Annotated in this window: 15 protein-coding genes and 1 pseudogene; 5 read left to right on the top strand and 11 right to left on the bottom strand. The window is 71.6% G+C overall.

The features are described from left to right. Positions 1–68 precede the first annotated feature (68 nt). The 3 genes from HHX40_RS30340 to HHX40_RS30330 all read right to left on the bottom strand — a co-directional run bounded on the left by HHX40_RS30340 (position 69) and on the right by HHX40_RS30330 (position 2,562). Positions 69–629: a flavoprotein gene (locus tag HHX40_RS30340; RefSeq protein WP_182883320.1), complete on the bottom strand. Its 561-nt coding sequence runs from the start codon at positions 627–629 to the stop codon at positions 69–71. A gap of 26 nt (positions 630–655) precedes the next feature. Then, the gene (locus HHX40_RS30335) at positions 656–1,954 is read right to left on the bottom strand and encodes a Fic family protein (RefSeq protein WP_220499752.1); all 1,299 of its coding nucleotides are present in this window, start codon (positions 1,952–1,954) and stop codon (positions 656–658) included. Between the two features lie 107 nt (positions 1,955–2,061). Next, positions 2,062–2,562, bottom strand: coding sequence for a MarR family winged helix-turn-helix transcriptional regulator (locus HHX40_RS30330; RefSeq protein WP_117409264.1), 501 nt, complete (start codon positions 2,560–2,562; stop codon positions 2,062–2,064). Positions 2,563–2,659: 97 nt separating this feature from the next. On the opposite strand from HHX40_RS30330, the gene HHX40_RS30325 reads away from it, so the two are divergent. The 4 genes from HHX40_RS30325 (at position 2,660) to HHX40_RS30310 (ending at position 5,531) form a co-directional block, all read left to right on the top strand. Continuing rightward, entirely contained in the window at positions 2,660–3,622 is a 963-nt protein-coding gene (locus HHX40_RS30325; RefSeq protein ID WP_182883319.1) for an EamA family transporter, read from the top strand. Positions 3,623–3,689: 67 nt separating this feature from the next. Next, positions 3,690–4,337 carry a cyclodeaminase/cyclohydrolase family protein gene (locus HHX40_RS30320; protein ID WP_310738352.1) on the top strand — a complete coding sequence of 216 codons (648 nt, stop codon included), beginning with the start codon at positions 3,690–3,692 and terminating at the stop codon, positions 4,335–4,337. After that, positions 4,334–5,185, top strand: coding sequence for a bifunctional 5,10-methylenetetrahydrofolate dehydrogenase/5,10-methenyltetrahydrofolate cyclohydrolase (locus HHX40_RS30315; RefSeq protein ID WP_182883318.1), 852 nt, complete (start codon positions 4,334–4,336; stop codon positions 5,183–5,185). Before HHX40_RS30320 ends, HHX40_RS30315 begins: the two co-directional genes overlap by 4 nt. A 16-nt stretch (positions 5,186–5,201) precedes the next feature. Further along, entirely contained in the window at positions 5,202–5,531 is a 330-nt protein-coding gene (locus tag HHX40_RS30310) for a hypothetical protein (protein WP_182883317.1), read from the top strand. A 30-nt stretch (positions 5,532–5,561) separates the two neighbouring features. Here HHX40_RS30310 and HHX40_RS37310 read toward each other — a convergent pair whose 3' ends face one another. From HHX40_RS37310 to HHX40_RS30270, 8 genes and pseudogenes are all read right to left on the bottom strand, one after another. Next, positions 5,562–5,819 (bottom strand): DUF6247 family protein, encoded by a 258-nt coding sequence (locus tag HHX40_RS37310; RefSeq protein ID WP_182883316.1) that lies wholly within the window; start codon positions 5,817–5,819, stop codon positions 5,562–5,564. After that, positions 5,816–6,592 carry a WecB/TagA/CpsF family glycosyltransferase gene (locus HHX40_RS37305; protein WP_182883315.1) on the bottom strand — a complete coding sequence of 259 codons (777 nt, stop codon included), beginning with the start codon at positions 6,590–6,592 and terminating at the stop codon, positions 5,816–5,818. Before HHX40_RS37305 ends, HHX40_RS37310 begins: the two co-directional genes overlap by 4 nt. A 77-nt stretch (positions 6,593–6,669) precedes the next feature. Next, positions 6,670–7,590: a glycosyltransferase family 2 protein gene (locus HHX40_RS30295; RefSeq protein WP_182883314.1), complete on the bottom strand. Its 921-nt coding sequence runs from the start codon at positions 7,588–7,590 to the stop codon at positions 6,670–6,672. Then, on the bottom strand, positions 7,587–8,510 hold the full coding sequence (locus tag HHX40_RS30290) for a sulfotransferase (protein WP_310738351.1): 924 nt from the start codon (positions 8,508–8,510) through the stop codon (positions 7,587–7,589). Before HHX40_RS30290 ends, HHX40_RS30295 begins: the two co-directional genes overlap by 4 nt. Positions 8,511–8,683: 173 nt before the next feature. Then, the gene (gene cysN, locus HHX40_RS30285) at positions 8,684–9,946 is read right to left on the bottom strand and encodes a sulfate adenylyltransferase subunit CysN (RefSeq protein ID WP_182883313.1); all 1,263 of its coding nucleotides are present in this window, start codon (positions 9,944–9,946) and stop codon (positions 8,684–8,686) included. After that, the gene (gene cysD, locus HHX40_RS30280; RefSeq protein WP_182883312.1) at positions 9,946–10,860 is read right to left on the bottom strand and encodes a sulfate adenylyltransferase subunit CysD; all 915 of its coding nucleotides are present in this window, start codon (positions 10,858–10,860) and stop codon (positions 9,946–9,948) included. The genes cysN and cysD overlap by 1 nt, the downstream gene beginning before the upstream one ends. A gap of 10 nt (positions 10,861–10,870) precedes the next feature. Next, the gene (locus HHX40_RS30275) at positions 10,871–11,644 is read right to left on the bottom strand and encodes a 3'(2'),5'-bisphosphate nucleotidase CysQ (RefSeq protein WP_310738350.1); all 774 of its coding nucleotides are present in this window, start codon (positions 11,642–11,644) and stop codon (positions 10,871–10,873) included. 2 nt (positions 11,645–11,646) lie between these two features. Continuing rightward, positions 11,647–12,288, bottom strand: a pseudogene (locus tag HHX40_RS30270) (sugar transferase); the annotation flags it as partial. Positions 12,289–12,638: 350 nt separating this feature from the next. Between HHX40_RS30270 and HHX40_RS30265 the strand changes: the two are divergent. Continuing rightward, entirely contained in the window at positions 12,639–13,235 is a 597-nt protein-coding gene (locus HHX40_RS30265; protein ID WP_111701383.1) for an exonuclease, read from the top strand. The last annotated feature ends 120 nt before the right edge of the window (positions 13,236–13,355 follow it).

Genomic DNA, 13,355 nt, shown 5'->3' with positions numbered 1-13,355 from the left:
CCTTGGACGGCGCGTTGGAGGTCGAGCCTGCCAGACGGCGTCGAGCAGCGGATCGAGGGCTGCAGGTGTCAGCCGGACGAAGAGCCGAACGTGCCGCGCATGGCGTGCAAAGCGTCGTGCAGATCGTCCCAGGGGAAGGAACCCGCTCCGGATACGCCCGAATCGGGTGCGGGGAGCCGGTCCCAGTCGAGAATCACCCGCACGCCCCATTCCTTGAGCCGGGCCACGCTGACGGGGAAGGCGGGGTGCCTCGCGAGCGCGTGGTTGGGCCACGGCACGGCGACTATCGGCAGGCCGAGGCCGATGGCCTCGTTCAGCAGGCCCAGCGCCAGGGTGTCGCTGATGCCCTGGGCCCACTTGTTGGTCGTGTTGAAGGTCGCCGGGACGACCGCCATGGCGTCGGCCGGAGGCAGCACGTCCGGTTCCTCGGGCCGCTTGTAGTCGTACCGGACGGGATAGCCCGTGAGCGCGCTGAGCCGCTCGGCGTCGACGAACTTCATGCCTGACGGCGTCGCGATCACACAGACCGTCCAGCCGTCCGCCTGAAGGCGCTCGACGAAGGCGGGGAGGTCACCCGCCGGCCGGCCCCCACACGCGATCACATACAGAACCGGTGTGCCTTCTGCCATATCCCGCCGTTCTCCGTCTCGTTTCGTCAATCTCGTTGCGGCCGGGCGGGCACGACGCGCCGGGGGGCTGACTCGCGTGTGTCCCACCGCGTACTGGCCAGGCGGCGTTCGGTGAGGGTGAGCAGGTCGAACACCTCCCGCGCCAGGTATCCACGCGCATTCCTCTCAACCTGCTTGGGATGAAGGATCCCGGCTCCCGCGAGTTCCTCCAGAGCCTGGCGTGCGGCGGGGTGCGTGACCGCGAGCAGGCGTTCGACCGTCCGCGCCGTGACGACCGGCACTGCTGGCAACAGGTCCAGAAGACGTGCGACCGCCGAGTCCGAACGAGGAGCGGCGCGCAGACCTTGGGACTCGCGAAAACGGTGATGACGCTCCACCCACTCCTCGTGTAGTCGGCTCAGTTCGTCGGCGAACTTCTCGGCCTGTTCGGCCGCCGTGCGCGTGGCCGCCAGGAAGGTGCGCAACCAGGCGCCGACGGCGGCCTGCGCCTCGGCGGACGTGCTGTCCCCCGCATAGCGGTAGGCCATGAGGCCCGAGACGTACTCGTCCGATCGCGTGAGCAGGACGAGGCTGATCGGCAGGATCGCGCTGGGCGTCAGGCCTCGCCGGGTGAGGACCGTGTGAATGAGCGCTCGGCCCACCCGGCCGTTGCCATCCGTGAAGGGGTGAATGGTCTCGAACTGGGCGTGAACCAGAGCGGCCTGGACAATGGCCGCGTGCTCAGCCCCGTTCATGTAGGACGACAGATCCTCCAGGAGCGAAGGGACGTCCTCGGGCGGAGGCGGGACGAATTCGGCGTCCAGCGGATGCCATTCGCTCCCGCCGACCCAGTTCTGCACTTCCCGGAGCCCGTGGTGCCGTTCCTCGGGTAGCAGCGCCTGGTGAAGAGCGATGATGCGGGCGACGGAGACCGCGTCGACCGTCACCAGATCGGTGACCGCATGCCGCAACGCGGTCACGTTGTTGGCGACCAGCCTTGCCGTCGCGGTGAAGCCCTTCGACACGCCGGTGTCCTGGTCTGCCAGCTCGGCGAGGGCGACCTGCTGCGGGGACGCCTGCAGCCCTTCGATCCGGGAGGACGCGATGGCCTCGGACCTCAGCAGGAACCGAGCCAGGCCGTCGATGCCGTGACCTGCGGGATGAGCGATGAGCCGCCGTACGAATCGTTCCACCGCGGCGGCTTCCTCGGCGATGCCGGCCGGCATGAGGAGGGGGCGACCGACGAGCGGGTCCGGCCGGTAGGGGCGGTAAAGGCCACCCCGCTTCTCCCGCTTGCTCGGTGCGGCCCAGGCCATTGGCCACGACGCCTCCACGTATCCCGCCACGAGGATTATCCTTTCACAGCGGGCATGATCGTGAAAGGATAATCGGTATCCTTTCACAGTGGGCGTCGGCGTGAAAGGATACGGCTGCCAGGTGGGGTCTCGGCTCGCTAGCCGAGTGTCGTGTCGCCGAGGGATGCGAGGAGGGTGCGCAGGGCGTCGGCCAGGTGGTCGCGGTCACGGGGGCCGAGGGCCGCGAGCAGGCGCTCCTCGTTCGCGACGTGCGGTGCCAGCATCTCGTCCACGAGTGCGACCCCGCGGTCGGTGAGCCGCACCCGGACCGACCTGCGGTCCTCCTTGTCCGGCAGGCGGTCGACCAGCCCTTTGGCCACCATCCGGTCGATCCGGTTGGTGATCGCGCCGGAGGTCACCATCGCCGCCTTGACCAGGGCGCCCGCCGCCAGCTCGTACGGCGGGCCCGAGCGGCGCAGCGTCGCGAGCACGTCGAACTCCCAGTGCTCCAGCCCGTACGAGGCGAAGAACTCCTTGAGTTCCCGGTCGAGCAGCTTGGCCAGCCGCGAGACCCGGCCGACCACGCCCATCGGCCAGGGGTCCACGTCCGGCCGCTCCCGTCGCCACTGATCCAGCAACAGGTCCACCGCATCGCCCACAGACACCACTCCAGATATCTCAACGTTCGTTTACTTGACGCTGAAGCTTCGTGGATGTTTTTATCTCAACGTTGAGATTATCAACGGAGGAGTAATCATGGGAGCCTCGAACCGCACATCCCTGTCGATCGCGGGCACGCTCGCCATCACCGGGCTCACCCCGTTGGTCTGGGGCTCGACCTACGCCGTGACGACCGAGTTCCTGCCGCACGACCGGCCGCTGTTCACCGCACTGACCAGGGCGTTACCGGCCGGGCTCGGGCTGCTCGCCGTCACCCGCGTGCTGCCGCGCGGTATGTGGGTCTGGCGGGCCGCGCTGCTCGGCGTGCTGAACATCGGGGCGTTCTTCCCGTTCCTGTTCCTCGCGGCGTACCGGCTGCCCGGCGGTGTCGCCGCCGTACTGGGCGCGGCGGGCCCGCTGTTCGCGCTCGCCTTCGCCCGCGCCCTGCTCGCCGAACGGCCGACCGGCCGGAAACTGCTCGCCGGTCTCGTGGGGCTGGCCGGTGTCGGCCTGGTCGTCCTGCGCGCCGACGCGGCGCTCGACACGGTCGGGGTGCTGGCCGGGCTCGCCGGGGCCGCCTCCATGTCCGCCGGAACCGTGCTGACCAAGCGCTGGGGCCGTCCCGAGGGCGTCGGCGCCCTCGCGCTCACGGGATGGCAACTGACCGCGGGCGGGCTGCTGCTCCTCCCGGTCGCCCTGCTCATCGAGGGGGCGCCGCCCGCGCTGACCACCGAGAACATCCTCGGCTACGCCTATCTCGGGATCGTCGGCACCGCCTGCGCGTACTGGATCTGGTTCCGCGGCATCTCCCGGCTCCCCGCGACCTCGGTCGCCTTCCTGGCCCTGCTCAGCCCGGTGTCGGCCACCGTGATCGGCTGGGCGGCGCTCGGTCAGGCCCTCACCCCGATCCAGTTGCTCGGCATGGCCCTCGCCCTCGCCGGCACCCTGCTCGGCCAGGCCTCCGCGTCCTCTCCCCACCGGCCTCCCGTACGGCCCGCCGTTCCGGGCGGTGGTTCCGTCCCGTTGGACGATCTCCCATGCAAGGCCGTCGCCTCCTGACTCTCCGCAGGCGACACGCGTGCACGGTGGCCGGGCGTCCGGACGGGCGTGGGAGGATTTTCACGTTGTGTTGCGACGAGCGGAGGGCGGCGCGATGCGCGAGGAGACGATCGGCGACTTCCTGTTCCACCTCGCCGACCGGGTGCCGGCGCCCGGCGGAGGCGCCGCCGCGGCCCTCCAGGCCGCCCAGGCCGTGGCGCTGCTGGGGATGGTCGCGCGCTACAGCACCGGCGAGAAGTACGCCGAGCACATGTCCCTGATCGAGCGGATCATCGGCGAGACCGACGTGCTGCGATCGGAGGCGCTGCGCCTGGCCGAGGACGACGCGGCGGCCTTCGGGGCGGTCGCCGAGGCCTACAAGCTGCCCAAGGACACCGACGAGGCGAAGGACGCCCGGTCAGCCGCCATCGCGCGGGCGCTGGTGGGGGCGGGCACCGTGCCGGCGAAGGTGGTGGCCGTCGCCCGGCGGGCCGTCGAGATCGCCGAGGAACTGCTGCCCGTCGCCAACCGCAACGTCGTCTCCGACGTCGCCGCCGCCACCGAGGCCGCCCGGGCCGCCGCGGCCACCGCCCGGGTGAACATCGAGATCAACCTGGGCGGGATCAAGGACGAGAAGGTCCGCGCCGGACTGGCCGCCGAGGCCGCGGAGGTGGACGACGTCGCCGCGCGTGCCGAGCAGGTCACCGCCGCCGTACGCGAGGAGATCGCCAAGTGAGCGCCCGCGTGCTGTCCGGCAAGGAACTCGCCGCGTCCATCCGGTCCGAGGCCACCGGGCGGGCCGCCGAACTCGCGGCGGCCGGGACCCCGGCGAAGCTCGCGGTCGTCGTCGCCACGGCGGACGAGTCCAGCGCCTGGTACGTCCGCTCGATCGCTCGGGCCGCCGAAAAGTCCGGGATCGTCTGCGAGATCGTCGACCTCGGCGCGGAGGCCGACCCCGCCCTGATCCACGACAGGCTGGCGTCGCTGAGCGCCGACGACACCGTCCACGGGATCATCCTCCAGACCCCGCTGCCGCAGGGGGCCAGGCTTGAGGATCTGGCCGGCGCCATCGCGTTCGAGAAGGACGTCGACGGCGCGAACCCGCTGTCACTCGGCCGTCTGGCCGCGGGGTTGCCCGCGTTCGCACCAGCGACCGCCGAGGCGGTCGTGGCGATCCTCGACCACCACGGGATCGACCTGGCCGGCCGGCACGTCGCCGTGGTGGGCCGCTCAACCGTCGTCGGCAAGCCCGCCGCCCATCTCCTGCTGGACCGGAACGCCACCGTGACGGTCTGCCACTCCCGTACGAGGGACCTGGCCGCCGTCACCTCAGCAGCCGACGTGGTCGTCGCGGCGGTCGGCCGCGCCGGTCTGATCACGGCCGAGCACGTACGCCCGGGAGCGGTCGTGGTGGACGTCGGCACCAATCCCACCGAGGACGGCGGCCTGGTCGGCGACGTGGACGCGGTCGCGGTCGCCGACAGGGCCGGGGCGCTCACGCCCGTGCCCGGCGGCGTCGGCCCGGTGACCACCGCCCTCCTGCTGCGCCACACCGTCCACGCCGCCCAACACCACCTGCCGTGAGCCGGAGAGAACTTCGATGACCGGTGACGACCCCGAACCGTTCGTCTTCACCGCTCGCCACGGCCGAAAGCGAGAGGACACCGGTGTCGCCGCCCTCCTGTCGAGCGCGGAGGGTGCTCCGGCCGTCCTGCACGCCCTGCCCCGCGTCCTCCCCTGGGTCAGGCACCTGTCGGGCGACGAAAGGCAGAAGTTCGTCCAGGAGCTGCTGAACGCCACTCACGCGACACCGCACCGTGTCGTCGCCGAGTGGCGGGCCACCGCCCGCATACTGGCGAGCCCGGCACTGACCGCACAGCTCACCCAGCCGCTTCCGGACGATGACTTCGGCGAGGTCCTCGCACCGTAAGCCCCTGATCAGTCGTCGCGAACTACCACCTCACACCCGGCCTTCCCACTCCGGCGGGGTGTAGCGGGCGAACATCTCCGTTCGCTGCTGAAGTGCGTCCTGGACGGCCTCCTCGTAACCCGGGCGAGCGTAAGCGATCGCCCGCAGTCGCCACTGACGCAGCAGCGTCTGCACCTGGCTGAAGCGAGCCAGGTCGTGGGCGGCGTCCAGCGCCTCCTCGTACTCCGCCCGGAACCGAGCTCGGTGTGCTGGCGGAAGCGCCTCGAAGATCGCGGTCGGGTCCTTCACCGGTCCGGTGGGCGAGCGGTGAGGGCTCGGTGGAGGAGGGCGCGGGTGAGGAGGCGGAGGGCGAAGGGGAGGTCGTCGACCAGGTAGCGGCGGGCGAGGCGGTGGGGTTCGCTGATCAGGCGGAACAGCCATTCGAGCCCGTGGTCGCCCATCCAGCCGGGGGCGCGGCGCACCGATCCGGCGGCGAAGGCGATGGCCGCGCCGCAGCCGACGAACCACGTGCCCGGCAGGTCGGGCCGAAGCCGCGTGATGAGCCGGTCCTGCCGGGGGAACCCGAGACCCACGAAGACCAGGGACGGCCGCGCGGCGACGAGTCGCCCCCGCATCTCCGCCAGCGCCGCCGGGCTGGTCTCGAATCCGTACGGCGGAGCGTGGACGCCCGCCACCACCAGGCCCGGATGCCGCCCGCACAGCGCGTCGCGCGCCGCCTCGGCGACGCCCGGCGGTCCCCCGATCAGATAGACGGGCAGGCCGCGCGCCGCGGCGGCTCCGGTCAGCGACCAGATCAGGTCGGCTCCCGTCACCCGCTCCGGCAGCGGACGCCCGAGCAGCCGCGACGCCCAGACCAGGGGCATGCCGTCGGCCACCGCGAGCTCGGCCGCGTCGATCAGCTCACGCAGCGACGGATCGCGGGCGGCGGCCCGGCAGATGTCGACGTTCGGCGTGACCAGGTGACCGCCCTCGCCGCGCTCCAGCGCGGCCAGGATGTGCGCCACCACCCGCGCCTCGGTCAACGGGTCGAGCAGCACCCCGGCCACCGGAACTCTGTCCATCCCAGGCCCGACCGCCCCGATCCCGGCCGCGAGCGCCGGGTCCAGAGCGGCCGTGGGGATCGATGTGGGATCGGCCATCAGATGCCGTGGCCGCGCAGGTGGAGGGCGTGCAGTACGGCACGCGGGGTGAGGAGGCCGCCGGCGACCGCCAGCGCCACCGCCGCGCGCGGCTCGCCCGGCCGGGCGGAGAAGGCCCGCAACGACCACCGGGCGGCCTCGCGGCGCCGCCCCAGGGCGGCGTGGCAGAAGGCGAGCTGCCCGTAGACGCGGGCCGCGCCGCGTGGCTCGCAGGTCAGGCCCGGATGCCGGGCGAGCATCCACTCAAGCCCCGCGATCCGGTCCGCCCACCGTGCCGCGTAGTGCGACGATCCCCAGCGCACCCGCACGAGCGGGTGGTCGACGTGGACGATGGGGTGCCGCCGGGCGGCCCGCAGCGCGAGGTCCCAGTCCTCGTTCTGGCCGCCGGGGGCGCTCTCGTCCACCCACACCGAGCCGCGCCGGAACAGGAACGTCGAGGAGTGGACCATCATCATCCTCGATCGGGTGAGGTGGTGGTGGGCGACCCGGTCGGTGCCGGCCAGCCGCGGCACGCGCCGCGTCCCGTACTCGACCTCGACCGCGCAGCTCGCGAAGGCCGCCGCGGGCTCCTCCGCGAGCGCGGCCACCTGGGCGGCCAGCTTGCCCGGCAGCCATAGGTCGTCGTCGTCGCAGAAGGCGACGAGATCGGTGCCCAGCGCGGCGATCCCGGTGTTCCTGGCGCCGGGCAGCCCGGGGGTGCGCCGGTTGCCCAGCACCCGGACGCCGCGCGGGCCTCCGCTCCCGGGCCCGGCCACGCCGGGCACCTGCCTGGCCACCAGCGGCGCAGGGATGCCGTCGGCCACGACCAGCACGCGCACCTCGCCGCCGTACTCCTGGGCGAGCACCCCGGTCAGCGCGGCGCGGAGCGGGCCGGGCCGGTCGCCCCTGGTGGGGATGACGACCCCGACCGACGGCGTCATCGCCGGGCTCCCGGGGACTGGGCGAGGCGGTAGCCGTACCAGAGGAGCAGCGGAAGGGTGAGCGCGGTGACCAGCCACCGCTGCGCACGCGGCAGCGGCGCGGGACGGTCGCGCAGCTCGACCGGGCCGACGGAGAAGCGCATCGGGTTGCCGGAGACGGTGTGGGCGACGCCCAGGCGCGCGTGGCGGCCGTCGAGGAAGTCGAGCCCGCCGGCGGACAGCCCGAGCCGTGCGGCCAGGCGGACGACCGTGGTGCGCGGGTCGCGCAGCAGGTCCTCGTGCCGGACCCGGACGACCCGCACGCCCCTGCGGCGCAGGATCTCGAAGGCGAGGTTCTGGGCCAGCCAGTGGACGGCGGTCCTGGCGGGCGTCCAGCGGGTCATCGGCCGCCCGTTCTCGGGTCTGCGCACCCTGCGGCGCCAGGACGCGGCCACCGCCCGCGGGTCGCGCACCACGTGCACGACCCTGAGTTTCATGATCGAGGCCAGGCAGTACGCCAGCGAGGCGTGCTTGCTGGAGTCGACGACGACCCGGGCGTCGGCCGCCTCGGCCGCCGCCGCGTAGATGCGGGAGTACGACCGCACGTACTCGGCCAGTTCGGCCTCACGGCTCGGGAGCCCGAGGGCGAGGACGGGCAGCCGCCGGGTCCGGTCGACCCGCATGCGCAGGCTCGGGAGCCACCCCGCCTGGCTCTGCCGCCACTGCCCGAACGCGTGCTCGCCCACCTTCGTCCAGAACGGGCACCGGGAGAACGGCTGCCCGCAGCCGCAGGGCTCGTCGGCCCGCACCCCGCGGTCCCACAGATGGACCACCTCGCCGAGCGGCGCCACCCCCGGCAGCTCGCCGAGCAGGCGCTCGATCAGGGTGCTTCCGCTGCGTCCCAGGCCGCCCACGAAGATCACCGGCTGAGCGTCGGCCACGTGTCCTCCATGAAACGGATGCGAAACGTGACGACCCTAGCGCGGAGAGTAATCCAGCGACCGGCGATTCCCAAAGGATCTACCGGCGGGCGGGGTGGCGCCTTCCGTACGCGAACGGCCCCCGGCGCAGTCGCGCTCGGGGGCCGATCAGGATGGAACTCAGACGTACCGGATCAGTGTGCGTCGACGATCATGCCGGCGCCGACGGTGCCGTTGGTGGCCTCGTCGATCAGGATGAAGCCGCCGGTGAGGCGGTTGCGGGCGTAGTCGTCCACGAACAGCGGCTGGGTGGTCCGCAGCGACACCCGGCCGATCTCGTTCAGGCCGAGGGAGGTGGCCGACTCGTCCCGGTGCAGGGTGTTGACGTCGAGCCGGTAGTGCAGGTCGCGCACCAGTGCCCGGGCCGTACGGGTGGTGTGCTTGATGATCAGCTTCGACCTGGGCTGGAGCTTCACGCCGTCGGCCATCCAGCTGACCATCGCGTCGATCTCCTGGGCGGCCTGCGGCTGGTTGTTCGGCCGGCAGATCATGTCGCCACGGGAGATGTCGATGTCGTCGGCCAGGCGCAGCGTGACCGACATGGGCGGGAACGCCTCCTCCACCGGCCCGTCGAAGGTGTCGATCGCGGCGATCGTGGTGGTCAGGCCCGAGGGCAGGTGCAGCACCTCGTCCCCCGGCTTGAGCACGCCGCCCGCGACCTGCCCGGCGTAGCCCCGGTAGTCGTGCAGCTCCTGGCTCGTCGCGCTGTGCGGGCGGATGACGTACTGCACCGGGAAGCGCACGTCGACCAGGTTGCGGTCGGAGGCGATGTGCACGTGCTCCAGGTGGTGCAGCAGCGAGGAGCCCTCGTACCACGGCATGTTCTCGGAGCGGGAGACGACGTTGTCGCCGTGCAGCGCCGAGATCGGGATGAAGGTGAGGTCGCTCGCGTTCAGCTTGCTGGCGAACGCGGTGAACTCCTCGCGGATCTCGTCGAAGCGTGCCTCGGAGTAGTCGACGAGGTCCATCTTGTTGACCGCCAGGACCAGGTGCGGCACCCGCAGCAGCGTCGTCAGGAAGGCGTGCCGCCGCGACTGCTCCAGCACGCCCTTGCGCGCGTCGATGAGGATGATCGCCAGGTCGGCGGTGGAGGCGCCGGTGACCATGTTCCGGGTGTACTGGATGTGCCCCGGGGTGTCGGCGATGATGAACTTCCGCTTGGGCGTGGCGAAGTAGCGGTACGCCACGTCGATCGTGATGCCCTGCTCGCGCTCGGCCCGCAGGCCGTCGGTCAGCAGCGACAGGTCGGTGTACTCCGTGCCCCGGTCACGGGAGGTCCGCTCGACCGCCTCGAGCTGGTCCTCGAAGATCGCCTTGGAGTCGAACAGCAGCCGCCCGATCAGCGTGGACTTGCCGTCGTCGACGCTGCCCGCCGTCGCGAAACGAAGGATGTCCATCAGAAGTAGCCTTCCTTCTTGCGATCTTCCATGGCGGCCTCGGACGCCCGGTCGTCGGCGCGGGTCGCGCCGCGCTCGGTGATCCGGGTGGCGGCGATCTCGTCGATGATCTGCTCGACGGTCGTGGCGGTGGAGGCGACCGCCCCGGTGCAGGTCATGTCGCCGACCGTGCGGTAGCGGACGACCGCGTCGAACACCGGCTCGTCCTCGCCCCGCTGGACGACCTCCGAGTCGGCCAGCAGCATGCCGTCGCGCTCGAAGACCGTGCGGGAGTGGGCGAAGTAGATCGACGGGATCTCGATGCCCTCCCGCCGGATGTAGTGCCACACGTCCAGCTCGGTCCAGTTCGACAACGGGAACACGCGGATGTGCTCACCGCGGCGGATCTTGGTGTTGTAGAGGTTCCACAGCTCGGGCCGCTGGTTCTTGGGGTCCCACTGGCCGAAGTCGTCGCGGAAGGAGAACACCCGCTCCTTGGCCCGGGCCTTCTCCTCGTCGCGCCGGGCCCCGCCGAACACCGCGTCGAACTCGTGCTCCTCGATGGCGTCCAGCAGGGTCGTGGTCTGCAGCCGGTTGCGGGAGGCCCGCCGCCCGGTCTCCTCGGCCACCCGTCCGGCGTCGATCGACGCCTGGACCGAGGCGACGACCAGCCGCACGCCGAGTTCGCCGACCCGGCGGTCGCGATAGTCGATCACCTCGGAGAAGTTGTGCCCGGTGTCGACGTGCATGAGGGGGAAGGGGATCGGCGCCGGCCAGAACGCCTTCTCCGCGACCCGCAGCATGACGATGGAGTCCTTGCCGCCGGAGAAGAGCAGACAGGGGCGCTCGAACTCGGCCGCGACCTCACGCATGATGTGGATCGCCTCGGCCTCGAGCACATCGAGCTGCGACGTGGTGTAGTCACGCTGAAGCATTCGGCTTCCTTCAGGGAGTCTGGCGATGCAGGTCACGGATTCCGGCGAGCAACGTTGGCGCCAGATCCGGTAGGGAGACCAGGATATCGGGGAGTGAGGGGTCACCCTGGTTGTAGGTCAGGGGTGAGCCGTCGATCCTGCTGGCGTGGGCCCCCGCCGCGAGCGCCACCGCGACCGGCGCGGCCGAGTCCCACTCGTACTGACCTCCGGCGTGGACGTACGCCTCGACCTCACCCGTGAGCACGGCGGCGATCTTCGCGCCGGCCGAGCCGATCGGGACGAGCTCCGCGCCGAGGCGGGCGGCGAGGTCGCGGACGAACTCCGGCGGCCGGGTGCGGCTGACCGCGACGCGGAACGGCTCGCGCGCCTTCTCCGGCAGCTCCGGCGGAGCCGCCGTCGTGAGCGTACGACCCTGTGCGGGCAGCGCGACGGCGCCCGCACTGAGGGAGCCCCGCTCCCACAAGGCGACGTGGACGGCCCAGTCGGCGCGGCCCTCCTCGGAGAACTCGCGCGTGCCGTCGAGGGGGTCGACGATCCAGACGCGCTCGGCCGACAGCCGCCGGGGATCCATCCGCTCCTCGCGGGTCGCCTCCTCCGACAGCACGGCGTCGTCCGGGCGGAGCCGCCGCAGGGCGTCCATCAGGAACCGGTGCGAGGTCTGGTCACCGGCGTCCTTCAACGCCCGGCCGTCCTCGAACCCGAGGCGGGCGCGCAGCTCCAGGAGCCGCTCCCCCGCCTCCGACGCCAGTTCCCCCGCGAGGGAATGGTCGTCCCGCATCGTCATCTTCAGTACGCTCCCGCCCCGCGTGCGACCGCGGCCCATGTCCTCCATAGGATCTGCAGATCCAGCCTGAGAGACCAGTTCTCGACATAACGCAGGTCCAACCGTACCGATTCCTCCCATGACAGGTCAGATCGGCCGTTAACCTGCCACAGTCCGGTCATCCCCGGGCGCACCGGCAGCCTCCCGCGTACGTCGCCGTACCGCGCGACCTCCTCCGGCAGCAGCGGGCGCGGCCCGACGAGCGACATGTCCCCGCGCAGCACGTTGAGGAGCTGCGGCAGCTCGTCGATCGAGTAACGCCGCAGCAGGGCGCCGAGCGGGGTGACCCGGGGATCCCTGCGCACCTTGAACAGCACGCCTCGGGCGTCGCTGGTCAGCTCGACCTTGCGGGCCTCCGCGTCGCGGTGCGTCGTGCGGAACTTCAGGATCGTGAACTCGGCGCCGTCCCGGCCCACCCGCCGCTGCCGGAACAGGGCCGGGCCCGGCCCGCTCACCCGTACGGCGACGGCGACGGCGGTCAGCAGCGGGGCCAGCACGATCAGCGCCACGGTGGCCACCAGCCGGTCGAAGACGGCCTTGACCAGCCGCCGCCACCCGGCCGGTCCGGCGTGCGGCGGCCCCGCGCGGCCCCCGGCCGCGGTCCGGCGCCGGCGCGGCCCGCGCCACGGGCCGTACCGCGCGCAGAGGGTGAACACGGCCGCGAGCGGCAGCGCGATCACGTACGGCGCCAGGGACGCAGTAACCTCGCCGGACCGGATCACGACGGCGGTGATCCCCGCGAGAAGGGCGCCCGCGATGGCGCAGACGACGGCGGCGAGCCGGTGTCGCACGGCCCACTTCGCCGGCCGCGCGGCCGGACGGCCGGGTGCGCCCCGCGACGCGCCGGCGGCGACCCGGGACATGGCGCCGTCCAGCACTCTCACCCCCCGTGATCGTCTTGCTACTGAACGTGATGGAATGCTAGCCGCCGCGCCCCGGCCCTCAGGGAGATTTGGTGAAAGCCGAGACGTACATATCGGTTGACATCGAGGCGGACGGCCCGATCCCGGGCCCGTACTCGATGGTCAGTTTCGGCATGACCGTGGCGGGCCGGATGATCGGACGGCGCTTCGAGCGGACCGATCCGGAGACCCGGACCTTCTACGCCGAACTGCGGCCGATCAGCGACGACTTCGTGCCGGAGGCGCTGGCGGTGAGCGGCCTCGACCGCGGCACGCTGCTGCGCGAGGGCCGCGATCCGGCGGAGGCGATGACGGCCGCGGCCGCCTGGGTCCGGGAGGTCTGCGGGGCGGACCTCCCGGTGCTCGCGGCCTTCCCACTGTCATACGACTGGATGTGGATGTACTGGTACTTCCTGCGCTTCACGGGCGAGTCGCCGTTCGGCCACTCCCGGTGCATCGACATCAAGACGCTGTACGCGGCGAAGGCCGCCGTGCCGGTGGCCTGGGCCACCAAGCGGCAGATGCCGCGCGAGGTGCGGTCGAGCCGGCGGCACACCCACAACGCGCTCGACGACGCGATCGAGCAGGCCGAGCTGCTGCAGAACCTGATGGAGTGGCGATCTTCCGACAGGAAGCGCAAGGAAAGCTGACTCTGACAATTCAGTCAATTTTCGAGTCATCTCACTATCCGACACGCCGTTTGTCCGCTTTGGGAGTTTCGGGTATCCTTTAAAGGCAAGAAATGACCGTACTAAGTCATTTCTACTTTT

This window comes from Microbispora sp. H10949 (assembly GCF_014161435.1).
Classification (GTDB): domain Bacteria; phylum Actinomycetota; class Actinomycetes; order Streptosporangiales; family Streptosporangiaceae; genus Microbispora; species Microbispora triticiradicis.
This window is presented reverse-complemented; position numbering and strand designations above follow the sequence as displayed.

Bases quoted from the DNA above. Each gene is read 5' to 3' on its own strand.
- HHX40_RS30340 (WP_182883320.1), bottom strand. From the start codon at position 629: ATGGCAGAAGGCACACCGGTTCTGTATGTGATCGCGTGTGGGGGCCGG.
- HHX40_RS30325 (WP_182883319.1), top strand. From the start codon at position 2,660: ATGGGAGCCTCGAACCGCACATCCCTGTCGATCGCGGGCACGCTCGCC.
- HHX40_RS30310 (WP_182883317.1), top strand. From the start codon at position 5,202: ATGACCGGTGACGACCCCGAACCGTTCGTCTTCACCGCTCGCCACGGC.
- HHX40_RS37305 (WP_182883315.1), bottom strand. From the start codon at position 6,592: ATGGACAGAGTTCCGGTGGCCGGGGTGCTGCTCGACCCGTTGACCGAG.
- HHX40_RS30295 (WP_182883314.1), bottom strand. From the start codon at position 7,590: ATGACGCCGTCGGTCGGGGTCGTCATCCCCACCAGGGGCGACCGGCCC.
- cysN (WP_182883313.1), bottom strand. From the start codon at position 9,946: ATGGACATCCTTCGTTTCGCGACGGCGGGCAGCGTCGACGACGGCAAG.
- cysD (WP_182883312.1), bottom strand. From the start codon at position 10,860: ATGCTTCAGCGTGACTACACCACGTCGCAGCTCGATGTGCTCGAGGCC.
- HHX40_RS30275 (WP_310738350.1), bottom strand. From the start codon at position 11,644: ATGACGATGCGGGACGACCATTCCCTCGCGGGGGAACTGGCGTCGGAG.